Origin of the sequence: Brevibacillus sp. FSL L8-0520 (genome assembly GCF_037963895.1) — a bacterium.
GTDB lineage: Bacteria > Bacillota > Bacilli > Brevibacillales > Brevibacillaceae > Brevibacillus > Brevibacillus borstelensis.
Window position 1 is genome coordinate 1,603,672 of the sequence record NZ_CP150171.1, and the last position, 23,312, is coordinate 1,626,983.

Consider the following 23,312-nt stretch of genomic DNA (forward strand, 5'->3'; position numbering starts at 1 on the left):
GGCACCCTCTATTTTCATCGTACAGACATTAAGCGGAGCATGGCAAAAGCCAGATGCGATGGAAGCTCCCTGCCTGGCAGAAATGCCGGCGACTCACGGAGAGAATGCCGAGAGCCTTTCTTAGCTTAAAAAATATGGTGAAGGCGAATTTTGTTTGCAGCACCGCTATAAAAATAGCATCTCAAGCAGGTAATGGATTACAAATGATTAAGAAAATCAGAGGAAGCGGATTTGGTTCAGCATGCGTGAATACTGTGATTCTGCAAGGTGAATGGCTCCTTTGTTTGCTGAACTTTTTTCCTAACACTTCGCACATTTGCCATTTTCTATCGTAAATTCAAAAGACGACACTTTTCGATATTCAAATTACATAGTACAATCTGTATAAGCGAACTTGGGGAGTTCGTAACTTTGCAGCAGCGGCTCGAAACTGTGCAGGAGAGCCGCTCTATTTTTTTACGCTTTCACTGGATGATCTAGGTGATATTTCCTATAAATTCGCATAGCATAATCAGGAATAAAGAACTATAATGAAGCTATGTTATTCACGTGAATAATTCAGTACTACCCTCAATTGCCTGGCGAAAGCCAGGATTTTTTCGTTTATACAAGGTTGAGATAAAAAAATCTCCCACTGTCTCGAATGCTACTCCGGTAACGGGGAGGCTGTGTCGATTGGAGGCAGCGCGGGAAAAAAGCGTCCGGCGATCAATGCCTCAATCAATTCGTCGGTAGAGAGAGAAATCGTCAGGCCGGGGTCAGGAATATCTACGCGGAACAAGCCTGTCTCATGTATAAAATGGAGCGAGCCAGTCGGCGAAATCGAATAGAGCAAAAGATTCTGGCTGGATTTTCTGGATATTTTGACAAATTCTCTCAAAATTGAATAGAGTTCGCCCCAGACCGGCAGGTAGGGCTTCTTTTTATGCCGGAGCAATATTTCGACAAGCTGCTGCTGCAAGCAAACGAGCAATTCTTGTTGTGGGCTGGCTATTTTCAGGGACATGTAGAGGGCAAACTCCTTTTTTTGAAACTATGGATTAGTGTAAAAGATTGATTGTCAAGTTGCAAGCGTGGAAGAGCAGTCGGCCTGCAAGCGCTTCGATTCCGTGCATGCCTCGCGCTTCTTCGGCTTAGTGCATACTTCTGGCAGCAATGAGTGATGGCATTCAATTGACGGTTTTTTCAGATTCGATTAGGATTAGGAGCGAGTAGAAATCGAGGTGAAAGCATGCACACAAAGAAAAAGATGCTGCTGGTGACGGGAGAGGGAACAGACCATATTCCGGCGCTGCGGCTCGCTTTAGGTTCACCTGACATAGAGCTGACGGGCATCGTCTTTGGCGGGCCCAGTCAAACAGAGGCGATGAATCAGACAAGACAAGTGCTGGAGTCGGCAGGACAGAGCGGCCTGTTGCTGGCGCAAGCGGACCAAGGGGCGGAGCTGATTGTCCGGCAGGCAAACCTGCATAGAGGAGAGCTGATCCTGGTCACACTCGGTCCCCTGACAGAATTGGCCAAGGCCCTCCAAATGGACAAGGAACTGGCGAAAAAGTTTGCGGCCGTTATTGTAAAGGGAGGCGCAATCCGCGTACCGGGAAATGTCACCCCGATTGCCGAAGCGAACATGCATGCCGATCCGGAGGCAGCCGCGCTCGTCCTGGCTTCCAAGCTGCCGCTCCTCCTCGTTCCGCTCGATGCGACCTATGCGCTACATATGCGGATGGATGGGGGAAACAGTCTGGATGCGTGTGCGGCAATGATGGCAGCGATCCATCCGGAAATAGCAGAGAGGCAGACACTGAAGATCTCCGTCGACTGCCAGAGCACGCTTTCCCGCGGCGCCCTGATAGCAGATCTCCGGGCGATTCCGCGTGTCGGGATTGACACGGAGGTGTGCCTCGATATTCAGACGGAGCCAGTCGTCAAACGTGCTATGGAAGTCATGGGGACGGGGGACAAGCAATGAAAAAAATAATACTTGATGTAGATACAGGAATCGACGACGCTCTCGCCATTTCCTACGCCGTTCATTCACCGGCGCTGGAGGTTTTGGGAATCACCACGACCTTTGGAAACATTACGGTGGAGGAAGCGACGCGAAATACCGTGCAAATTCTGGAGCTTTTGGGATACAGCCAGATACCGGTCTATGCGGGAGCCAAGCGGCCGCTGTTCCGCGAGCTGAAGGAAAAAGCCAAGCTGTTTCACGGAGAAAACGGCTTGGGTAACATCGAGCTTCCGCCGCCGCAAACGCCTGTACAGAAGCAAGAGGCATCGGCATTCATGATCGAACAGGCGAGGAGACACCCTGGCAAGCTGACGATCGTTACCGTGGGCAGCATGACAAACCTCGCCAAGGCGATCAGGGACGAGCCGGAAATGACTGCGCTGGTGGAGCGGGTCGTCGTGATGGGCGGAGCCGTGACAGTGCCGGGTAATCGGACGCCGGTGGCGGAGGCAAATATTTGTGCGGACCCGGAGGCGGCAGAGCTGGTCTTTCAGTCCGGCATTCCGGTGACGATGGTCGGCCTCGATGTGACGATGCAGACGCTTTTGACCAGGGAGCATCTGGCCTTGTGGCGCGAAAAGGGGACGGATGTTTCCCGCTTGTTTGCCGACATGTGCGAATTTTACATGAATGCCTACGCGCAGGTAGGGAATGTCCGGGGATGCGGGCTTCACGACCCGCTGGCTGTCGGGGTCGTCATTGATCCGACCTTTGTGACTGCCGTTCCGATGCATGTCTCAGTGGATACATCCGGCGGACTGTCGGATGCGCGAACCATTGGCGACAGGCGGAAGCATCCGGCTGCCGCCGCCAATGTCGACGTTTGCCTGGAAGTTGACCATGAGCGGTTCGTCGAACACTTTTTGCAAAATGTTTTCTGATAGAAGATAAGTACACTGCGTGTGAATGCACATGGAAAGGTGAGGCCGATGCTGAAAGAGTTTAAAGAGTTTGCTTTAAAGGGGAACGTCGTTGATCTGGCAGTCGGGGTTGTGATCGGAGCTGCTTTTGGCAAGATCGTAACATCCTTGGTTAACGACATCATCATGCCGGCAGTAGGTTTGCTGCTTGGCAAAGTGGATTTTTCCAACTTGTTCATCAGTTTGGACAGCAGAGACTTTGCGACTCTGAAAGAAGCCAAAGATGCGGGGGTTGCCACGATCAATTACGGCTTGTTTCTCAATACCGTCATCGACTTTCTGATTATCGCGTTCTCCATCTTTATTGTCGTGAAGCAGGTGAATCGTTTCCGCAAAAAGAACGAACCGGAAAAACCGCCTGTGACTACGAAAGAATGCCCGTTCTGCATCTCTTCCATTCCGATCAAGGCGACCCGGTGCCCGCAGTGCACATCGCCTTTGACCGAAATCGAGGCAAAAGCGGCGCAAGGATAACGGTAGAAAAACGATGAGAAAGCAAGACGGGCCAATAGCGCTATCGTCATTGCCGAGCCGGTCTCTCTTTTATCGAGAGGCCGGCTTTCTTTTTTTCAGGCGTGCACGTCTGGCCAAATACTGAGAGCGCAAACGCTTGATCAAACGGTAATACGTCTTGTCAGGCAGCTTCGCAAACAGGCCGTGAGAAGGAAAATCGAAATTCACTTCGATAATGGAGAGCCCGCCTTTTTTGTCTACTGCCCAATCAATCCCTATTTGAGACGAATGCTTGTATTTGTTAAAGTGGGAGCATACATGGTGACTCAATCGGATAAGCTCGCGTGTGACAGTGTTCACCTGCTCGCTTTTTACCGCCTGGGATTGTCGCAGTGCTTTGGGCACCGTGGTGACATAGCCGCCGCCCCGGGCGACATTGGTAATGACACTGTCAGGGCCGGCGACCTTTGCCAGCATGCCGGCGTATTGCCACTTCCCTGCCCCATTGCGCAGCATCATTACCCGGATGTCAAACGGCCGTCCATTTACCTCGGCCAGCGGAATCCCCTTTTGAATAATGTGCTTGCTATTGCCCACGCTCTGATTGACGATTGGTTTCAGTTCCCCCAGTGTCGAGGCGGTGACGGTCTGTCCGCGCTCCTTGACCCATGCATATCCGCTGTCGGTTTTCCATACCTTCATAATGCCTTTTCCCATATGTGTTGAACTCGGTTTGATGTAGACCGTATCGTACTTCTGAAGAAAGGAATCAAGCAGCGCCGGTTGGTACAAAGCCGTAGCAGGCAGATAGCCTCGAATGACCGGATGCCTGTCAAAAAATTTGTGCAGGCTCCACTTTGAAGAAGGAATCAAGCGTATGCCCTCCATTCATAGACAGTTCTCTTGATAGGATATACAGCAAGACCGGAAACTCCACTCTTTTTCTTGAAATATTATTTACTCTATTTCAATTGACCGTGGTAATTTTATTTCATATAATGAAAGCGATAACAGGATTGACTATTCCAAACATTCGTTAGAGAGGCAATTTCGTAAAGATAAGCAGGGTGAGAGTAGGTGAGATCATGAATCAAACTCCCAGGCTGCAAGACTATCGGAGCAGGAAGAAGCATGCGTTGATCGGATTGATGTCAGGGACTTCGCTGGATGGAGTCGATGCGGCGCTCGTGGAGATTCTGACGGACGACCGGGAAGAAATCGAGAGTGTGCGTCTGCAGAAATTTCATTATTTGCCGTATTCCGACGAGCTTCGCGAATGGGTAAAGAGCTTGTGCAGCGTTGATACAGCCCGTCTGGACAAATTGACGGCGGTACACTACGGACTTGCGGAATGGTACGCCCATGCTGTTCGCGAGCTTCTGAAAAAGGCGGATCTTTCCCCGGAGGCGATTGATGCAGTCTGCGTCCATGGGCAAACCGTCTGGCATATCGACAGGCCTGTGCCCTTTCCCGGGCCGGAAGGGATGACAAATGTCCGCGCTTCCCTGCAGATCGGCGAGCTGTCGACCTTGGCAGAGCGTACCGGAATCCCTGTAGTGGGGAATTTTCGGGCGAGGGATCTGGCAGCCGGAGGGGTGGGCGCTCCGCTCGTCCCCTATGCCGATTATGTGCTCTTCCGCCATTCGGAAAAAGGCCGCTTGCTGCAAAATATCGGGGGGATTGCCAATGTGACGGTACTTCCTGCCGGAGCGGCTATTCAGGAAGTGACAGCTTTTGATACCGGTCCGGGGAACATGGTGATCGACGAGATCATCCAGCTCCTGACGGACGGAAAACTTCGCTATGACGAGAGCGGAGCGATGGCGGCAGGCGGAACAGTGTCTTCCGAGCTGCTCTCGGGCTTGTTGTCTGACCCCTATTACCGGCTCGCACCGCCCAAAAGCACCGGGCGGGAAGTGTACGGCAAAGCATTTGCTGCCCGGTTGTGCAGTGATGCAAGGGCGCTCGGCCTCTCCGCAGAGGATATCGCAGCTACCGCAACGGCGCTGACGGCAGCTTCTATCGCGGATGCGTACCGCCATTTTGTGTTTCCCCATGCCCGGGTTCACGAGGTGATCGTGTCTGGAGGAGGAGCGCATAACAAGACGCTGCTTCGCATGCTCCGGGACGAACTGCCCGATGGTATCGCGCTGACGACAGCGCAGGCGTACGGGGTGCCGGACGATGCCAAGGAAGCAATCGCCTTCGCTGTATTGGGACATGAAACCTTGATGGGCCGCCCGAGCAATGTACCGTCGGTAACCGGCGCGAAACGGGCAGTCCCATTAGGCAATATCTGTTTGTATTAACCGAAACTCAGGGGGTAAAAAACGTGAAAAAGAGAGTGTTGGCAAGTTTTTTCCTGTCGCTGTCCCTTATGCTTTCAGCCTGTTCGGGAGGCGGGAGCGCACCTGCAGGCGATTCCAAGCCGAGGTCCGAGGGAGCATCCCAGACTGAAGGAAAATCGGAATTGATCGTCGCGGTCGATCAGGAGCCGGTCGGGTACGATCCGCACAAGGTGCCTGCGGCCTCCAGTGCACGCGTTTACTCATTGGTTTATGACAGCCTGACCAAGCTGGACGCCAATCTCGATCTCGTCCCGGGGCTGGCGGAATCATGGGAAACGGCTCCCGACGGAAAGAGCATTACCTTCCATCTGAGAAAGGGTGTCAAGTTCCACAACGGACAAGAGATGACCGCGGAGGACGTAAAGTACACCTTTGAGCGCATTTTGAATCCGGACACCGGTTCGATCGCCAAATCGTACTTCGCCAGTGTCGATACGATCGAGGTGCCGGACCCTGCAACAGTCGTCTTCAAGCTGAAAACCCCTGATGCGGCTTTCCTGACCAATGCGTCCGCGTCCTCGGCTTCCATCGTTCCGAAGGGATCGACTGATCTGACGAAGGAAGCCAATGGCACCGGACCGTTCATCCTGGAAAAAAGCGAGCCTGGACAGTATGTCCTGCTGAAGAAAAACCCGGACTACTTTAACAAGGAATTGCCAAAGGTAGACGCGATCAAGTTTCAGATCATGAAGGATGAGGCAGAGCGCATGGCTGCCATTCGCGCCGGCAAAATCGACATCAGCGCTGTATCGGCGGATTCGGCGAAGCTTCTCGAGGGCAAGCCGGGCATCCAGATCAAGAGCTACCAGTCTCTGGAGTACAGCTATCTCGGTATCAACGTGAAGAAAAAGCCTTTTGACGATCCGCGTGTCCGTCAGGCCATCAGTTATGCCGTAGACCGCAATCAAATCGTGCAAACCGTATGGAAGGGCGAGGCATCCGTGACCGGGCCGATCGCACCGGCACTGACCAGCTGGGCGCTTGATCCGTCCAGCTATCCAAGCTACACGCCGAATGTGGAAAAGGCAAAGCGGCTGCTTGCAGAAGCGGGGTATCCAAACGGCTTTGACACGGTCATTGAAACAGCTTCTACTTACCCGGACATGGTTGAGTCGGCGCAAATCATTCAGCAGCACTTAAAAGCGATTGGCATCAACGCGAAAATCAACCAACTGGAGTGGGGCAACTACATCGACACCTGGAAATCCAAAGATATGAACATGATGGTCGGCCGCAATACATCCGGCGTGGACTCCGACCGTTCGATGCGCTACTTCTTCTCGACTACAGGATCGGCGAACGTCTGGAATTACTCCAACCCGAAATACGATGAGCTCGTTCAAAAGGCGCTGGAGACGGTCGATGTGCAAGAACGCAAGAAATTGTATGACGAAGCGCAAAAGCTGCTGGTAGAAGACGCACCAAACCTGTTCCTGGCTTCTCCGAAAAACTTTTACGCGGTCCGCGACAACGTCGATTTTTCGCCGACGGCAGCGGGCGAATCCACCGCGTTGGTGAGAGCATCGGTGAAGAAGTAAGTGAGATAGGGAGGGAGTCGGGGAGACGATCTCTCCGATTTCTTCTTTTGTGGAGGGGTATCTATGGGAAGTTACCTGATCAAACGAATCATTAGCTTGATTCCCATCCTTGTCGGCATTTCGATCCTCGTTTTTACGATCCTCCATCTCGTTCCGGGCGATCCGGCGTCGATCATGCTCGGGACGGAAGCGACCCCGGAGGCAGTCGCCGTCCTGCGAGCGGAGATGGGGCTGGATAAACCGCTCATAAGCCAGTACCTGCACTGGGCCGGCGGACTTTTGCAAGGGGATTTCGGTGTTTCAGTGCACACCGGCGAAGAAATTTTGCCGCAGATTCTCAAGCGGTTCTTGATTACGCTGCAATTGACGATTATGGCGGTTGTGATCGGCTGGACCCTGGCCATTCCGTTCGGCATCCTGTCGGCGATTCGCTCTCACTCCAAAACGGACAAGGTGATTCGCATTTTGACCTTGCTCGGGATTTCGGTTCCCAACTTTGCCATCGGTACGCTTTTGCTGCTCGGCCTGTCGCTGTATTTCAACTGGTTTCCGCCGATCGATGTGGTCCACTTTTGGGATGATCCGGCAGAGGCATTCAAAGTGTTTATCCTCCCGGCGGTTACGATGGGAATCGTCGTCGCTGCCGGCGTGATGCGGATGACCCGTTCCGCCTTTATGGAAACGATGGACAAAGATTTCATCCGCACCGCTCGTGCCAAAGGAAACAGTCAATGGACCGTGGTAATGGGGCATGCGCTGCGAAATTCCTCCATCCCTATCGTTACGATTGCCGGTATGCAGATCGGCTACCTATTGGGCGGGTCGGTCATTGTCGAACAACTGTTTTCCATACCGGGACTGGGGCAGTATGTCCTGGATGGCATTTACCAGCGGGATTATCCTGTCGTACAGGGAGGCGTCCTGTTCGTCGCTTTGGTGTTCGTCTTGGTTAATCTGATCATCGACCTGATTTACACCTGGATTGATCCGCGAATCAAGTATTGACAAGGGGAATGCGACATGCGCACATTTCGAAGACGCTTTTTTGAGAACAAAACAGCAGTCGTCTGTCTGATCGTCCTGCTGCTGCTCGCTCTGGCCGCTGCCTTCGCTCCCGTATTGTCTCCATACGATCCGACGCAGATGTTTCAGGATCATCGCATGGAGGGCAGCTCCGGCGAATTTATTCTCGGCACGGATCAATTCGGCAGAGACATTATGAGCCGGATCATCTACGGAGCCAGAGTCTCGCTGATGGTGGGAATTTCCTCGGTGCTGGTCAGCGTCGCTTTTGGCACGCTGTTTGGATTGATCGCCGGTTACTTTGGCCGCTGGATTGACGGATTGGTGATGCGTGTAATGGACGTGCTGTTTGCTTTTCCGGAAATTTTGCTTGCTTTGGCGATCGTGGCCGCGCTTGGGCCAGGGGCCTTCAATACCATTTTGGCGATCGGAATTGTCAATATTCCGATCTTTACGCGAACGGTCCGGGGAGCAGTCCTATCGATCAAAAATCAGGAGTACGTGGAAAGCGCAAGGGCTATCGGCGCCAGTACGCCGCGCATTTTGTTTCTGGAAATTTTCCCGAATGTAACGGCACCGCTGCTGGTCCAGGCATCCCTCGCTATCTCGGGTGCGATTTTGACAGAATCGGCGCTCAGCTTTCTCGGTCTCGGCATTCAGCCGCCAGACCCTTCGTGGGGCGGAATGATCTCGGAAGCGCGCCGCTATATGGAGCTGGCGCCGGGAATGATCATCTGGCCGTGCGTGGCAATGACGATCACCATCCTTTCCTGCAATATGTTTGGGGACGCTGTGCGCGATATTCTCGACCCGCGCCACCGCGGCAAGTAACGGAGGGACGAAGATGAGTCACGATCAGCTCGAATCTGCCTTGCGAGAGCGTTTGAAACAAAATCTGGAGTCGGGCATCAGCCAAGGGATTTTCCCGGGGGGAATAGCCACTCTTGCCAGAGACGGTCTTCCTGCCATAACCGTAGCGGTCGGGAAGACAGAGGGTGCACAGGACGAGCAGGAGCAGGCATTCGGCTCGGTAGAAGAGCCGAACATGACAAGCTCTGCAAGCCCCGCAGATTCATCCAAGCACGGAGACGGGAAAAAAGACGGCATCGAGGTCGATGCCAACACCATGTATGACATGGCTTCGCTGACGAAGGTGATGGTTGCGCTGCCGCTCGTTCTTCTCAGCGTACAGGAAGGCAGGCTGTCGCTGACAGATTCCGTCACCCGCCATCTCCCGGAGCTGGAAGAGGGGACGGATGCAACAACGAAACGCAAGATCACGCTGCTGCATCTATTGACCCATACTTCCGGCCTCCCCGCTTGGCGCCCCTTTTTCCTCTATGCCCGCGGCGTCAAGGAGTACCTGCGGCTGATCGCGGCTGAGGCGATGACGGGGACGCCCGGCAAACAGGTCGTCTACAGCGATCTTGGCTTCATGCTGCTTGGCTTTATCCTGGAGCGGGCATGGGATGAGCCGCTAGATCAATTGGCCCAGCGGCTTATCTTTCAACCGAGCGGGATGACCCGTACCTGCTATCTGCCCTTGCAGCATGACGGCCTGGATGTGAGCGCAATCGCACCGACGGAGAACGGCAATGCATATGAGCAGGACATGGCAAGGCAGCAGTTGATCCAGGAGGAAGCGCTCGGACTGCCGTCCGCCCGTGAGCTGTCGGAGCGTCTGGCTTGCTTTGACTGGCGGAGAGGAATCATCCGGGGATCGGTGCATGACTGCAACGCATATCACGGCCTCGACGGCGTCAGCGGCCACGCCGGGCTGTTTTCCACCAGCGCGGATACGGAACGGTACATGCGCATCTGGACTTCAAACGAGTCGCCCGTGCGGATCGATCCCGTCCTGCGAGCCACGGCAGTCCGCTCCCATACGGGTGAGCTTGCACCGATGAGAGCGCTGGGGTGGGAAGCATCCGCGACGGGGGGCACGCTGGAGCAGATGGCTGCAGGCTGCACAGGCGGCGATGTCCTCTCCAGCCAAGCCTTTGGCCACACGGGATTTACCGGAACATCGATCTGGCGTGATCCGGCCAGAGGCGCGACGCTGATCATCCTGACAAACCGGGTCCATCCGACTGTCAGCAGCCTGATCGGTCCGTGGAGGCGCTCTGTCTGCAATCAGCTGTTTTCCCTAATCGGGACGGCAGGCTCATCCTGAGCAAAAGGAGGAAGAACAATGGCTGCCATGCTACACATCGATCAATTACGTACATCCTTTGCCCAATCGGGTAAGAGCCTGACGATCATCGACGGTGTCAGTCTGACTGTCCAAGCCGGAGAAACCGTGGGAATCGTCGGGGAATCCGGCTGCGGAAAAAGCGTCACCAGTCTGTCGATCATGCGCCTTTTGGGCAAAAATGCAGAAATGACCGGAAGCATACGCTTTGAAGGGAAGGAGCTTTTGACGCTGTCAGAAAAGGAAATGCAAAAGATCCGCGGCAACGAGATCGCGATGATCTTCCAGGAGCCGATGACGTCGCTCAATCCGCTCCAGACGATCGGAAAACAGATCGGCGAGCCGCTCCGGCGCCATCTCGGACTCTCCAAGCAAGCAGCAAAGGAGAGAGCGGTCCAGTTGCTCAGGGAAGTCGGGATTCCCCGCGCGGAAGAGATCGTCGGCGAGTACCCGCACCAGTTGTCCGGAGGGATGCGGCAGCGGGTGATGATTGCGATGGCGATGGCTTGCTCGCCCAAGCTGTTGATCGCCGATGAACCGACGACAGCGCTCGATGTAACCATCCAGGCGCAAATCCTTGAGCTGATGAAAAAGGTGAGGGCGGAAAACCATACTTCGATTTTGTTGATTACCCACGACCTGGGCGTCGTAGCCGAGATGTGCCATCGGGTCATCGTCATGTACGCCGGACAAATCGTGGAGGAAGCGGAAGTTACGAAGCTGTTCGAGGAGCCGAAGCACCCCTATACAAAAGGGCTGTTGAATTCCATGCCGAGCGTCAGTGTGGATGCGGAGCGGCTGGAGGCGATTCCGGGCTCGGTGCCGCTGCTGCACGAGATGCCGGCGGGCTGCCGTTTCGCTCCGCGCTGTTCCCACGTGATGGACATTTGCCGGGAACAAAACCCGCAGCTTCTTCCTGTCGAGGGCGGTCAAAAGTGCCGATGCTGGCTGTATCAGGAGGGGGATGAGCGATGACGAAGCCGCTCTTGGAAATCAAATCGCTGACGAAGCATTTTGTCAGCAAAAAAGGCTTTTTCGGACAAGAAAAAGTGGTCCGCGCGGTCGACGGCGTTGACTTGACGATCTATCCCGGCGAGACGGTCAGTATTGTCGGAGAGTCGGGATGCGGCAAATCAACGACCGGACGATGCATACTCCGGCTGATCGAACCGACCGCGGGGGAGGTTTTTTTCGAGGGACGGGATATTTGCAAGCTGAGCCCGGCTGACCTCAGAGGGGTGCGCCGCGATATGCAGCTGGTGTTCCAGGACCCGTTTGCCTCGCTCAACCCGCGCAAGACAGTCGGGCGGATTTTGGAAGACCCGCTGATCGTCCACGGAATCGGAACGGCCCAGGAGCGGCAAAAACGGGTAGAAGAAATCATCGAGATCGTCGGCTTGTCCAAGCAGCATCTCAGCCGCTTCCCGCATGAATTTTCCGGCGGGCAAAGGCAGCGGATCGGGATTGCCCGGGCTTTGATCCTGCGGCCAAAACTGATTGTCGCCGACGAGCCGGTATCCGCTCTCGACGTGTCCATTCAGGCGCAAATCCTCAATCTGATGCAGGATTTGCAAAAGGAATTTCAGTTGACCTATTTGTTTATTTCCCACGATTTGAGCGTTGTTCGGCATATATCGGACCGTGTGGCGGTCATGTATTTGGGCAGAGTGGTGGAAGTGGCTGACAAGGAGTCCTTGTACCGGAATCCTACTCACCCGTATACCCAGGCACTGCTGTCCGCTGTGCCGGTTCCCGATCCGAAAAGGGAGCTGCAGCGCATCATCCTGGAGGGAGACTTGCCCAGTCCGTCCAATCCGCCAGCCGGATGCACGTTTCACCCGCGCTGCCGATCCTGCATGGATGTGTGCAGAAGCGAAATCCCGCTGCTCAGACAAAAGGAAGAAGGGCATTGGGTCTCATGCCATCTGGAGTAAAAGACGCAAATAGGAGAGCAGGGGAGGAGCGAACGGGATGCTGGAGAACTTGAAAGAACTTGTGACAGAAGGAAAAAACGAAAGGACGAGGGACCTGGATCAACTGCCTGTGCGCGAAATTTTGCAGGTGATGAACGACGAGGACAAAAAGGTGCCCTACGCGGTTGAGGACGTCCTCGATCAAGTGGCGGACGCAGTTGAGATCATCGTCGATTCGCTGCAAAACGGGGGACGCCTGTTTTACTTTGGCGCCGGGACGAGCGGCCGTCTGGGCATCCTGGACGCGTCGGAGTGTCCGCCCACATTCGGTACGGACCCCGAGCTGATCCAGGGGGTTATCGCCGGAGGACCTTCGGCGATGATCAGGGCGGTAGAAGGAGCGGAAGACTCCGAGGAGCTCGGCGAGGAAGACATTCACAAATACAACGTGACAGGAAAAGATGTTGTTGTGGGCATAGCCGCCAGCGGCCGTACGCCTTATGTGATCGGAGCGCTCCGGGCAGCACAGACGATCGGAGCGAGGACGATTTCGCTGTCCTGCAATGAGACAGCGCTGATCGATGGCGGAGTCGATGTCTCCATCAATGTTGTTGTCGGGCCGGAGGTCGTAACCGGGTCTACCCGGCTCAAGGCAGGCTCAGCGCAAAAGCTGGTACTGAACATGCTGACGACAGCAACGATGATTCGGCTCGGGAAAGTATACGGCAACCTGATGGTCAACGTCCAGGCGACCAATCAAAAGCTGCGGGAGAGGGTCAAGCGAATCGTGATGGAGGTCACGGGTGTCACATACGAGGAAGCCGGACGGCTGGCCGAGTTGGCCAACGGAGACGCGAAAGCCGCCATTTTGATGAAGCTGACCGGATCGAACAGGGAAGAGGCGCTGCAGCTACTCGAACAGACCAATGGGAGAATTCGCGACGCCATCCGCCTGTACGGATAAGAGATGTAGTAGTCACCGTTGCCGAAAAATGTAACAGGAATGTGCTGTATACAATTGTTTTCGATAGATAGGAACCAAACCGGAGGGGAGACCGCTCCGGTTTTTTGCGTTTTCCAGGAAGAAGTTAGTTCAAAAATATTCAGTAGAGTTTAATCATAATGAAATTATAGAAAATAAATAAGAATACAAAAAACGCAGATTTTGTCAAAGTTATGCTATGATAACCTAGCGAAAAATATATAGATCAACCATGTAATTTTCAGTACCATCCAAAAGATACCAGAAAACAGTGTCGAAAGTGCAAAAAGGAATTTCTTTACATTGAGAAAAAAAACCCGTGTCTGCTACTATAATATTGTTACTTCGACAAATTTCGACAATTCCTTGTCGATTTTGTACTGATATATACACAATTACGAAAGGACAGCGAGGTGTCAGGATGAAACGATTCGGGTTAGCCATTCAAATTGTAATCGGTCTATTCCTTGGTATTCTGGTAGGTGCTATCTTTTACGGCAATCCTGCGGTGGCGAGCTACCTGCAGCCGATTGGCGACATCTTTATCCGGCTGATTAAAATGATCGTCGTTCCGATCGTCATCTCCACGTTGATCGTCGGGGTTGCTGGTGTGGGAGACATCAAAAAGCTGGGGAAGATCGGCGGAAAAACGATATTGTATTTTGAAATCGTTACCACGATTGCGATTATTGTCGGTCTTGTTGCAGCGAACCTGTTCCATCCCGGTGTCGGGGTTGACATGACGAATCTTGCCAAAACCGATATCCACCAATATGTGGAGACGGCTGAATCGACGCAAAGCCACAGCTTTGTTGATACCTTCGTCAATATCGTGCCGAAAAACGTATTCGAATCGATTGTCAAAGGCGATATGCTGGCGATTATCTTCTTCTCCGTCCTGTTTGGACTCGGGGTTGCCGCTGCCGGAGAAAAGGGTCAACCTGTTCTTCGATTCTTCCAGGGTGTGGCGGACGCCATGTTCTGGGTCGTCAACACAATCATGAAGTTCGCGCCGTTCGGTGTTTTCGCATTGATTGGCGTAACCGTTTCCAAATTCGGTCTGTCGTCCCTTGTTCCGCTCGGGAAGCTGGTCATTTTGGTACACCTGACGATGCTGTTCTTCATTGTGGTCGTTCTCGGTGTCATTGCACGCATGAGCGGGATTTCGATCTTTTCCATTATCAAGATCTTGAAGGACGAGCTTCTTCTGGCCTATTCTACGGCCAGTTCGGAGTCGGTGCTTCCGAAGATCATGGAAAAGATGGAGCGCCTTGGCTGTCCGAAAGCCATCACGTCATTCGTCATTCCGACGGGCTACTCGTTCAACCTGGACGGCTCCACGCTCTATCAGGCGCTGGCGGCTTTGTTTATCGCGCAGATGTATGGCATTCACATGCCGATCAGTGCGCAAATTACACTGATGCTGGTATTGATGGTCACCTCGAAGGGGATTGCGGGCGTGCCTGGAGTATCCTTCGTCGTACTGCTTGCGACCCTTGGCTCTGTCGGCATTCCCCTTGAAGGTCTTGCCTTCATCGCGGGAATCGACCGTCTGCTGGACATGGCTCGCACAGTGGTCAACGTTGTCGGCAACTCTCTTGCCGCTGTCGTTATCTCCCGCTGGGAAGGGCAGTTTGACCAGGCAAAAGCAAAAGAATACATCCGTGAAGCCACATCCAAGGTGGCGTAAAACGGTCAAAGGGCCCCTCGCCGGAATCATCAGGCGAAAGGGCCCTTTTTTGGTGCGCCCAGCATGGGCGATAGCTATAGGGTGAAAGTCCCGAACGGGGGTTGGCTGTACCAACCGTTAGCTCAAGGCAAGGGTGTCGACCGCGAGGTCGAATCTGAAGGAAGCCGGCGGCAAAATCCCGACCTGAGGTACACGAACCCAATTTGAGGCTGTTGTATCCGGGCGAGTCTGCCAAACAAGACAAAGCCCCATACAGCCAAGGGATACAGTAGTAAACTTGGGCAGGTACATGGGATGAAAGTTATCGTTCTTACCTGGGGAGGTCTGCATGAAACGCCTTCAACTGTTGGTAACCGTCTCCGTAAGGAGACGCTGAACATGCAGAAGTCAGCAGAGGCCATAGTACCCGAGTAGAGGACGCTTGAATGGGGAAGGGCCGAACATCAAGTCAGCATGCGATCCATGTCTTTTGATACGGTACGTCGAAGCAGAATTCTGTCAAGGAACTACTTTTGAAGAGCAGGGGTGAAGCCCCGAGGGTACAAAAGAGGGCTGAGTATCGTACAGCAAGCACGGAGTCCGCATGTGCGAAGGAAGGAACATCATTATGGATTTGCTGGAAAAAGTCTTATCACGGGAAAACTTACGGATGGCACTCCAACGAGTGGAGGAAAACAAAGGTGTCGGTGGAGTCGATGGTGTTTCAACCGAACAACTACGCGATTATCTACGTGAACACTGGCAAGCCATCCGCGAGAAGATGGAAAGGGGAACCTATAGACCTTCACCTGTTCGCAGAGTCGAAATCCCGAAACCTGACGGTGGTGTAAGGTTATTAGGCATTCCCACCGTGGTAGACCGCTTTATTCAGCAGGCCATCCTCCAAGTGTTAACGCCGATCTTCGACCCCACCTTCTCGGAATCTAGCTATGGGTTCCGTCCAAAACGTAGCGCTCACATGGCAGTAAGGAAAGCGCAAGCGTATATCTCCGAAGGATATCGTTTCGTGGTGGACATCGATCTAGAGAAATTCTTTGATCGCGTAAATCATGATATTCTAATGAGCCGTGTGGCTCGAAAAGTTCAGGACAAGAGAATTTTAAGACTGATTCGTTCCTACTTGAATGCGGGGATCATGATAAATGGCGTCTGTACAACATCAAGTGAAGGAACACCGCAAGGTGGGCCGTTAAGCCCACTTTTGGCAAATATCCTACTTGATGATTTGGACAAGGAACTCGAAAAGAGAGGCCACCGTTTCTGCCGCTACGCAGACGATTGTAATATCTACGTGAAAACAAAACGGGCAGGGGAACGAGTAAAGAAGAGTATTCAAAACCACTTGGAGAAGGTACTAAGGCTAAAAGTAAATGAGGAGAAAAGCGCGATAGACCGACCATGGAAACGAAAATTCTTGGGCTTTAGTTTTACCTTTGCAAAACAGACAAGGATTCGCATCCACCCCAAATCCCTCCTCAAGCTAAAAGAGAAAATCCGCACGATCACGAATCCGGTGTGGAGCATCTCGATGGAGAAGCGGATTGAAAGAATAAATCAGTACCTCATGGGCTGGATTGGATATTTCGCCCTTGCAGACGCGAAGGGCATTCTACAATCCATTGAGGAATGGACAAGGCGCAGGCTCCGTCTTTGTTTGTGGATGCAGTGGAAACGCGTGAGAACCAGATATCGAGAACTTCGTTCTCTTGGCATATCTCACGTAAAAGCCATTGAAATTGCAAATACCCGCAAGGGTGCATGGCGTACCACAAAATCTCCGCATATACACAAAGCCCTCGGCATTGCCTACTGGCAACAACAAGGGCTGAAAAGCTTAGTGCAACGATATTCTCAAATTCGTCAAGCTTGGTGAACCGCCGTATACCGAACGGTACGTACGGTGGTGTGAGAGGACGGGGGTTAGTCGCCCCCTCCTACTCGATTTGTATCATGAAGTGAGGACTACGCAGAAATTGACCGGAGAGAAGAGCAATTTTCGCGAAGCGCTCCAAAGGCCGCTAACGGTACGATAAAGACATTTGCCGGAGCACATCGGCAGGGAAGGCGGTCAAAGCGCATGACTGCGCAAACGCATCTGTATTTTTTGTGTATGCGAAAAAAGCGAGAAATCCGAGTGCAGCAAACATGCAATAGGGAGGATTGGAAATAACTGGCACGTTGGAAGTCCCGCCTGCCTTGTGCCAGAGAACAAAAAGTCGGAAAAGAGGGATTTTTTTATGAAGGAACGCTACTCAGTTGGAATCATTGGTTCCGGAGTGATGGGGGAGCGTCTTATGCACGCAATGAATACCCATGAACGCTTCACGGTGGCGGCAGTTTGTGATGCCGCTTCGCAGCGTGCCCGAGAAGTGGCAGACCGCTTCGGCATCGCAGCTTGGCATACAGACCATCGGCTATTGCTCCGTGAAGCGGAGCTCGATCTTGTTTACATAGCAGTTCCACCTAAATTTCACCATCCGATTGGCTTGGACGTGCTTGCCGCAGGGAATCATTTGCTGTGCGAAAAGCCCTTGGCGAACTCGGTTCAGGAAGGAAAAGAGATGCTGCGGGCGGCAACTGAGGCTGGTGTTATCCACGCCATGAATTTTCCGCTCTTCTATCGTCCGATTTTTCCCGAGCTGAAGCGGAGACTGGCGGAGATCGGAAGCGTGCGCAGGGTGGACATCGTCACTCATTTCCATCAGTGGCCGCGTCCTTGGCAGCAGACAGCATGGCTTTCCGGCCGGGAGCAGGGCGGCTTTGTCCGCGAAGTGCTGCCGCACTTTCTCCACCTGACCTATGCACTCTTGGGCCGCTGCGAAGTAGTTCGCTCTGATGTGGACTACCCGGAAAACCAGGAGCTATGTGAAACGGGTATTTCCGCGCTGCTTCGTCTCCCGGACGGAACGCCCGTCACGATTAATGGCCTCGCAGGCATCGCTCATGAGGAGCATTTGGCTTATACGGTCTACGGTACAAAAGGGACGCTGTCTGTGAAAAACTGGAGCACGCTGCTGGCAGGGGGGATGGGCCAGCCGCTGGAAGAAGTCCAGGTGCCGGATCAGGATCGCATGCACCTGCTGCTCGATGAGCTGGCGAATGCGCTGGATGGAAAAGAGGCGAGACTGATCGGCTTTGATACCGGACTCGTGGTCCAGGAAGCCTTGGAGGCCTTGCATGGAAAAGAATAAACCGCTCTATATGCGTGTTCCGGCCCGATAGATTGTCAGCCAGAGGCACATCACGCAGGATGAAAATGTCAAGTCCGAACGGATCGAAGCCCGGGCCGCGCAGTAGTTGAGAACGTCGGAGCGATGACACAGATTTGCATTTGCAGCCGGTTTTGGGAAGCTTGCCGGGATTGCAACGCAGGAAGCAAATTGTTCGATTGAGGTGAACAAAGTGAAGGAAGAAACGCTGGATATTTTTGACGACAAAGGGCAATGGATCGGTACGGAAGCGCGCAGTGAAGTGCATCGGCTCGGACTGTGGCATCAGACGTTTCACTGTTGGATATACCGCCGGGAGAAAGAGCGGGTCTACCTGCTATTTCAAAAACGCCATCCTCAGAAGGACACCTCGCCAAACAAGCTGGATATCACTTCGGCGGGCCATCTGCTTGCCGGTGAAGGGCCGAGGGACGGCGTGCGTGAGCTGGAGGAAGAGCTGGGACTGGCTGTCTCGTATGAGAGCTTGCAGCATATTGGAGTCATACGGGATGTTTCCGGTGAGCCGGGCATTGTCGACAGGGAGATTTGCCACGTGTACGGATATGAATCCGACCAGCCCTTGGAAGCGTACCAGATCCAGCAGGAGGAGCTGACCGGCTTGCTCTGGATTCGGCTTGATGAGCTGATGAGATTGTTGAACGGCGAGATTTCTTCGGTTCGAGCGAGCGGATTCGTCTGCGACGAAGACGGAAGCGTCTCTGGAGTAAGCCAAGAGGTGGGGATGGCAGACCTGGTCGCTCATGAGAAAAGCTACTATCAGACAGTGTTCAAGGCGATCAGAAAACTGGCCGGCACATCATAAAAACAGGCTGCACGGCAACATGAAGGGGCCCCGGTTTGTCTACCGGGATGCCCTTTTATCCATTCGGCTGCTCCAATAGCGAGCATTGTGAGAGTGGCAGCGGTTCGAGAGCGGGCGATACAAAGCCTGATTGTCTCTTTTTTCTTGCCAGAAGATGGAAGCATTCAGTAAAATATTTTTTATCAGATGTATCGCAACTGAAAAAAGGGAAGCGGGGGATGATGCCGGTGGAAGAAATCCGCGTATTGAAGCCTTCCGAAGCGGAGGGATTCGTCAGAATAGTCGGAATGGCATATCCGAGACAGGAAATGCAAGTGCCGGATATGAAGGAACGCTGGATCAATCGGATTCGCGAAAGCATGCAGGAGGATCCGGGGGTTTCTTTTGTCGGCTGTTTTCGCGACAACCGGATGGTCGGTGTGATGAAATGGTTCGATTTTCACATGAATGTTCATGGAAAACGGCTGCTCACCGGAGGGATCGGTACCGTCGCTGTTGACCTGCTGCACAAAAAGGAGAAAATAGCCAAATCGATGCTGCTCCATTTTTTGCGGGCATACCGTGATCGTGGCGTCAGTCTCGTCTCCCTTTATCCGTTCCGAGTCGATTTTTACAAACAGATGGGCTTCGGAGCCGGAACCAAAATGAATGAATACCGGGTTTCTCCTCTGGACCTGCCTGCCGGGAGCAAGCAGGACGTCATTGCTCTGTCCAAGGAGGACCGCGCTGATATCCTGGGGTGCTACAACCGCTATGCCGCGAAAACCCACGGGATGATCGAAAAGACGGCACGCGAGCTGGATGCCTTTCTGGATCGGCCGGAGCATATCGCCTTTGGCTGCCGAAAGGATGGACAGCTAAGCGGCTATCTGGTCCTGCAGTTTAAACAGGTCAGACAGGAAAATGCCAGCATCCACGATTTGCACGTCAAGGAGTTTATCTGTGAAACGCCGGAGGCCATGCGTGGACTTCTCGCCTTTTTGCGCAGCCAAGCCGACCAGGTCAGGCGCTGCATCTTTTATACCCAGGAAGAAGATTTTCACTTTCTGCTCGCCGATCCGGGAAACGGCTCTGACCGTCTGATCCCCTTCTACTATCATGAAAGCCATGCGTCCGGTGTCGGGCTGATGTATCGAATGATTGATGTAGCGGGTTATTTTCGTCAAATGGCGGATCACCGTATGGGAAGGGAAAGCTGCACGCTTACCTTTCATATTCGCGACAGCTTTCTGCCGGATAATGAAAAGAGTTATACCATCTGCTTTCGCGACGGGTTGCCCGGGCTACTTCCGGAAACGCCCGCACAAGCCGACGCGGAAGTATCACTCGATATCTCCGATTTTTCTTCGCTTGTCATGGGGGCAGTCCGCTTTCACAGCTTATACCAGTACGGGCTGGCCCATTTGTCGCGGCCCGAATACGTAGAGGTGATAGACCGGTTGTTTGCCGTCCCTTGCAAGCCACGCTGTACGACCGGTTTTTAGGTCGAATCAACTCTACCTTCTCTTCATATAGTGGCAGTAAAAGGGGAGGGGGTAGGTATTCCGTGTGGGGAGCTGTTCTCATATTTTTCATCTTCATGGTCTTGGTCTGGTGGGTGGTAGACCTCCTGTTCCGCTTTATGCGCAAAGACACGATCAAGTTTGATCAAAATCATTTATGGGAAAATTCTCCCATTACCAAGAAGGAAATGAACTACCCGGAGCAGAAAAAAGAATAAGGAAGGTTTTGCGGAAAATATCATAAGCGCCGTGTTCGCGGCGTTTTTTTCCATTTTTGCGTTTATTTCGCCAAAGTCACTCGCTAAACGGTGATCCCAAAGAAACAGGACCATATTCCTTAACATGAGGTGAAAACGGTGAATGGCGTCATCAATTGGCAACGAAGAGACTACTTTCGACTGCAGCTGGTTCCCCCGCTCTGTTCGCGCATGACAATCGTCATGGTAAAAGGAAAGACGATGAAGGTGGGGAGCGCAGATGTTTTGATCGAAGACATAGGAGGTGGCGGCCTTCGCTTTCTCTCTGATTTGAAATTGCCGGTAAATGATCAGTTGGTGCTTGAATTTGAAACAGAGGTATTTTCTCGGCAATTGAAAATGTACGGACATGTCGTTCGCAACAGCAATTGGAATGAAACGATCTATGAATACGCTGTCAAATTTACGATGGACGAGTGGGCCCACGCCGAGATCAATCGCATGGTCAATCTGCTGGCGATTCGCATGAGGCAAAAAAGCTCTTTGCCGAGCGGCTTGTTTTGGCAGGATGAGAAGCAAGCGTATTTTGCCAAAGCCGATTCAAGCGATCCGCAGGTTGTGTAATCCGTATATCTGAACAGACAAAAACCCCATCTGCAAGCGATGAGGTTTTTTGTTTTTAGCGGATACCTGAAGGCAGTGCCGGAGGAATGTAGTTCAAATGCTCGTCTGCGGTGATATAGTCAGTGTTTACCATCAGCAGCAGAAACCGTTTTCCCGATTCCGGGTCGCTGAGGATAATGTGATCTCTCCCTGCCGTTTCCAGAACACCGCGGAAAATTTTCGCATTCCACTGGGTATTGTTCTCAAAGGTTTGGTAAACCGTAATCACCTTTCCGCGGTTCAGGCGAAGGATGTTCTCAATGTAGGATTCTTCAACGACCTGACCGGGAGCCAGAGGCGTTCCGGGAATCAGACTTCCGCTTGGCTGCATGGGGACAGCTTGCTGTTGTCCCGGTTGAACCGGCTGCTGGCCCATCTGGTACGGAAAGGATGAAGAAGGATACATGTCCGTATAGGGGTAGGTGACATAAGGATTGTAAGGCATTTGTTGACTCATGATGAACTCTCTCCTTTTCTGGACTTGCAAGCACCATCAAGTACAATCAGAAAACACGGGGGCAATCCCTGGGGGAAGGGACGAAGAAGCAGTGGGCCTTGTAACGTCCCGAATTTCGCTGGTTATACCATTGCGCCGGACAGTTGCCGCTGGGTCGAAAAAACCACAATGCGTTTGAGGCGGGATGCGTGCGCTCTCCATTTACGACTCGTCTTGCCAGGCGGCGCTCCTTATCCCTGGCGCGCTGATAGAAGTAAGGTTTTTGTACAGCTTCATAACCTCCCGGTGACTGAAACACCATGTCCCGCATCGTTCGTATATTTCTAAAATCAAGACAATTGGCAAGAATGCGGTTCACACCGACGTTTCCGACCATCAGCATGCCCAGTTCCCCTTCTCCCTCGGCTTCGGCACGGATCAGACGAGCCAACATGTCGACATCTCTGGAGTTTACCTTGATTACGGCCATCGCTTCACCTCCTCCAAAAAACTCACAATTACAATATATGGGGAGGTACATATTAGGTGAATGTCCATGAAATATTGCGAAAGAGACGAGGTATTTGGGGCCGCAAACAAAAAAACGCGTCCAGGAAGAGGGACAGCGCACTTTCCGGAGCGTTTTTGGTTCAAAGGCAAACACTTTTCAGCAGACAATCAAGCGGTTTTTTTTCTGCGTTTATTCCATACCAGCCAGGCGATAGCGACAACCGCACCGATGCCCAGCACGGCTATTTCCAGGTATTCGTCGAGCAATACTTTGGCGTGTTTTCCATAGAGGTGAAACAATATTCCGATGAGATAAAATTTGATACCCCGACCGAGAATGGCAAACAGCATAAGCTTCGTCAGCGAATAGTTAAAGACGCCGCTTAAAATGGTGAACACCTTGAAAGGGATGGGAGTAAAGGAACCAATCAATACGGCGGCATCTCCGTTTTTGTCGAACTGTTCGGTAGCCAGCTTTGTCCACTTTTCCGGCAGGATCTTTCTCAAGATCGGTTTGCCGAGCCACTTGCCCAGTATGTATCCGATCGGAGCGCCAAGGATAGAGCCGGTAAACGCGACCGTGGCATAGCGCAGGGCAGCGGCTGGATCGATCAGGCTCATCGCGATCTGCAAGAAAAAGGGAGGAACGGGTACGATAAACGAGTCCAAAAAAGAAAGTCCAAATAGCCCCCAGACTCCATATTGCATGAAAACTTGTGTAATTTGTTCAAACATGAGCGTCTCCTCAAGTCCTTGATTATCGTTTCATTATACAGGAAACGAAATCGTTTCTGTAGTTCTATATATGTCTTGTACAAAGGTATATGTCTCGTATTACGTTGGTCGGCGAAAAGAGTTACAGAAAAACATGGAAAATGCAGAAAGAAACTTGCTTCTATTTGC

23 protein-coding genes are annotated in these 23,312 nt (G+C 52.7%); 18 read left to right on the top strand and 5 right to left on the bottom strand.

Annotated features, from left to right (window positions below):
- Positions 1-646: 646 nt before the first annotated feature.
- A complete protein-coding gene (locus NSQ24_RS08085; RefSeq protein WP_003387865.1) occupies positions 647-1,006 on the bottom strand; it encodes a hypothetical protein in 360 nt (119 codons plus the stop codon).
- Between the two features lie 225 nt (positions 1,007-1,231).
- Here NSQ24_RS08085 and NSQ24_RS08090 point away from each other — a divergent pair, with 225 nt between their 5' ends.
- From NSQ24_RS08090 to mscL, 3 genes are read left to right on the top strand one after another with little or no spacing between them, the layout of a single operon-like run.
- Positions 1,232-1,969: a nucleoside hydrolase gene (locus tag NSQ24_RS08090; RefSeq protein ID WP_024984420.1), complete on the top strand. Its 738-nt coding sequence runs from the start codon at positions 1,232-1,234 to the stop codon at positions 1,967-1,969.
- A complete protein-coding gene (locus tag NSQ24_RS08095; protein WP_003387863.1) occupies positions 1,966-2,892 on the top strand; it encodes a nucleoside hydrolase in 927 nt (308 codons plus the stop codon). The genes NSQ24_RS08090 and NSQ24_RS08095 overlap by 4 nt, the downstream gene beginning before the upstream one ends.
- Before the next feature lie 48 nt (positions 2,893-2,940).
- A complete protein-coding gene (gene mscL / locus NSQ24_RS08100) occupies positions 2,941-3,405 on the top strand; it encodes a large conductance mechanosensitive channel protein MscL (RefSeq protein WP_003387862.1) in 465 nt (154 codons plus the stop codon).
- A 69-nt stretch (positions 3,406-3,474) separates the two neighbouring features.
- On the opposite strand, the gene NSQ24_RS08105 is transcribed toward mscL, so the two are convergent.
- Entirely contained in the window at positions 3,475-4,257 is a 783-nt protein-coding gene (locus NSQ24_RS08105) for a YheC/YheD family protein (protein WP_024984418.1), read from the bottom strand.
- Between the two features lie 212 nt (positions 4,258-4,469).
- On the opposite strand from NSQ24_RS08105, the gene NSQ24_RS08110 reads away from it, so the two are divergent.
- From NSQ24_RS08110 to NSQ24_RS08180, 15 genes are all read left to right on the top strand, one after another.
- Positions 4,470-5,693, top strand: coding sequence for an anhydro-N-acetylmuramic acid kinase (locus tag NSQ24_RS08110; RefSeq protein ID WP_051925446.1), 1,224 nt, complete (start codon positions 4,470-4,472; stop codon positions 5,691-5,693).
- 23 nt (positions 5,694-5,716) lie between these two features.
- Positions 5,717-7,270, top strand: a complete 1,554-nt coding sequence (locus tag NSQ24_RS08115; protein ID WP_003387859.1) for an ABC transporter substrate-binding protein — start codon at positions 5,717-5,719, stop codon at positions 7,268-7,270.
- Positions 7,271-7,333: 63 nt separating this feature from the next.
- Positions 7,334-8,275 (top strand): ABC transporter permease, encoded by a 942-nt coding sequence (locus tag NSQ24_RS08120; protein WP_003387857.1) that lies wholly within the window; start codon positions 7,334-7,336, stop codon positions 8,273-8,275.
- A gap of 15 nt (positions 8,276-8,290) precedes the next feature.
- Positions 8,291-9,124, top strand: coding sequence for an ABC transporter permease (locus NSQ24_RS08125; RefSeq protein WP_003387856.1), 834 nt, complete (start codon positions 8,291-8,293; stop codon positions 9,122-9,124).
- A 13-nt stretch (positions 9,125-9,137) separates the two neighbouring features.
- The gene (locus NSQ24_RS08130) at positions 9,138-10,466 is read left to right on the top strand and encodes a serine hydrolase domain-containing protein (protein ID WP_172920930.1); all 1,329 of its coding nucleotides are present in this window, start codon (positions 9,138-9,140) and stop codon (positions 10,464-10,466) included.
- 18 nt (positions 10,467-10,484) lie between these two features.
- Positions 10,485-11,459 carry an ABC transporter ATP-binding protein gene (locus NSQ24_RS08135; RefSeq protein WP_172920931.1) on the top strand — a complete coding sequence of 325 codons (975 nt, stop codon included), beginning with the start codon at positions 10,485-10,487 and terminating at the stop codon, positions 11,457-11,459.
- A complete protein-coding gene (locus NSQ24_RS08140) occupies positions 11,456-12,418 on the top strand; it encodes a dipeptide ABC transporter ATP-binding protein (protein ID WP_003387853.1) in 963 nt (320 codons plus the stop codon). Before NSQ24_RS08135 ends, NSQ24_RS08140 begins: the two co-directional genes overlap by 4 nt.
- A gap of 37 nt (positions 12,419-12,455) precedes the next feature.
- Positions 12,456-13,361, top strand: a complete 906-nt coding sequence (gene murQ, locus NSQ24_RS08145; protein ID WP_003387852.1) for an N-acetylmuramic acid 6-phosphate etherase — start codon at positions 12,456-12,458, stop codon at positions 13,359-13,361.
- Positions 13,362-13,800: 439 nt separating this feature from the next.
- Positions 13,801-15,069: a cation:dicarboxylase symporter family transporter gene (locus NSQ24_RS08150; RefSeq protein WP_003387851.1), complete on the top strand. Its 1,269-nt coding sequence runs from the start codon at positions 13,801-13,803 to the stop codon at positions 15,067-15,069.
- A 607-nt stretch (positions 15,070-15,676) separates the two neighbouring features.
- Positions 15,677-16,942, top strand: coding sequence for a group II intron reverse transcriptase/maturase (gene ltrA / locus NSQ24_RS08155; protein ID WP_024985202.1), 1,266 nt, complete (start codon positions 15,677-15,679; stop codon positions 16,940-16,942).
- A gap of 364 nt (positions 16,943-17,306) precedes the next feature.
- Positions 17,307-18,260 carry a Gfo/Idh/MocA family oxidoreductase gene (locus tag NSQ24_RS08160; RefSeq protein ID WP_122958112.1) on the top strand — a complete coding sequence of 318 codons (954 nt, stop codon included), beginning with the start codon at positions 17,307-17,309 and terminating at the stop codon, positions 18,258-18,260.
- Positions 18,261-18,471: 211 nt separating this feature from the next.
- The gene (locus NSQ24_RS08165) at positions 18,472-19,101 is read left to right on the top strand and encodes an NUDIX domain-containing protein (protein ID WP_031932297.1); all 630 of its coding nucleotides are present in this window, start codon (positions 18,472-18,474) and stop codon (positions 19,099-19,101) included.
- A gap of 218 nt (positions 19,102-19,319) precedes the next feature.
- A complete protein-coding gene (locus tag NSQ24_RS08170; RefSeq protein ID WP_339167611.1) occupies positions 19,320-20,585 on the top strand; it encodes a GNAT family N-acetyltransferase in 1,266 nt (421 codons plus the stop codon).
- A 62-nt stretch (positions 20,586-20,647) separates the two neighbouring features.
- Positions 20,648-20,821 (top strand): hypothetical protein, encoded by a 174-nt coding sequence (locus NSQ24_RS08175; RefSeq protein ID WP_155807990.1) that lies wholly within the window; start codon positions 20,648-20,650, stop codon positions 20,819-20,821.
- A gap of 138 nt (positions 20,822-20,959) precedes the next feature.
- Positions 20,960-21,424, top strand: coding sequence for a PilZ domain-containing protein (locus NSQ24_RS08180; protein WP_338461970.1), 465 nt, complete (start codon positions 20,960-20,962; stop codon positions 21,422-21,424).
- A 55-nt stretch (positions 21,425-21,479) separates the two neighbouring features.
- On the opposite strand, the gene gerQ is transcribed toward NSQ24_RS08180, so the two are convergent.
- The 3 genes from gerQ to NSQ24_RS08195 form a co-directional block, all read right to left on the bottom strand.
- A complete protein-coding gene (gene gerQ / locus NSQ24_RS08185; protein ID WP_003387846.1) occupies positions 21,480-21,920 on the bottom strand; it encodes a spore coat protein GerQ in 441 nt (146 codons plus the stop codon).
- A gap of 46 nt (positions 21,921-21,966) precedes the next feature.
- Positions 21,967-22,389, bottom strand: a complete 423-nt coding sequence (locus NSQ24_RS08190) for a cell wall hydrolase (RefSeq protein ID WP_003387845.1) — start codon at positions 22,387-22,389, stop codon at positions 21,967-21,969.
- A gap of 188 nt (positions 22,390-22,577) precedes the next feature.
- Positions 22,578-23,144, bottom strand: a complete 567-nt coding sequence (locus NSQ24_RS08195) for a VTT domain-containing protein (protein ID WP_003387844.1) — start codon at positions 23,142-23,144, stop codon at positions 22,578-22,580.
- Positions 23,145-23,312 lie beyond the last annotated feature (168 nt).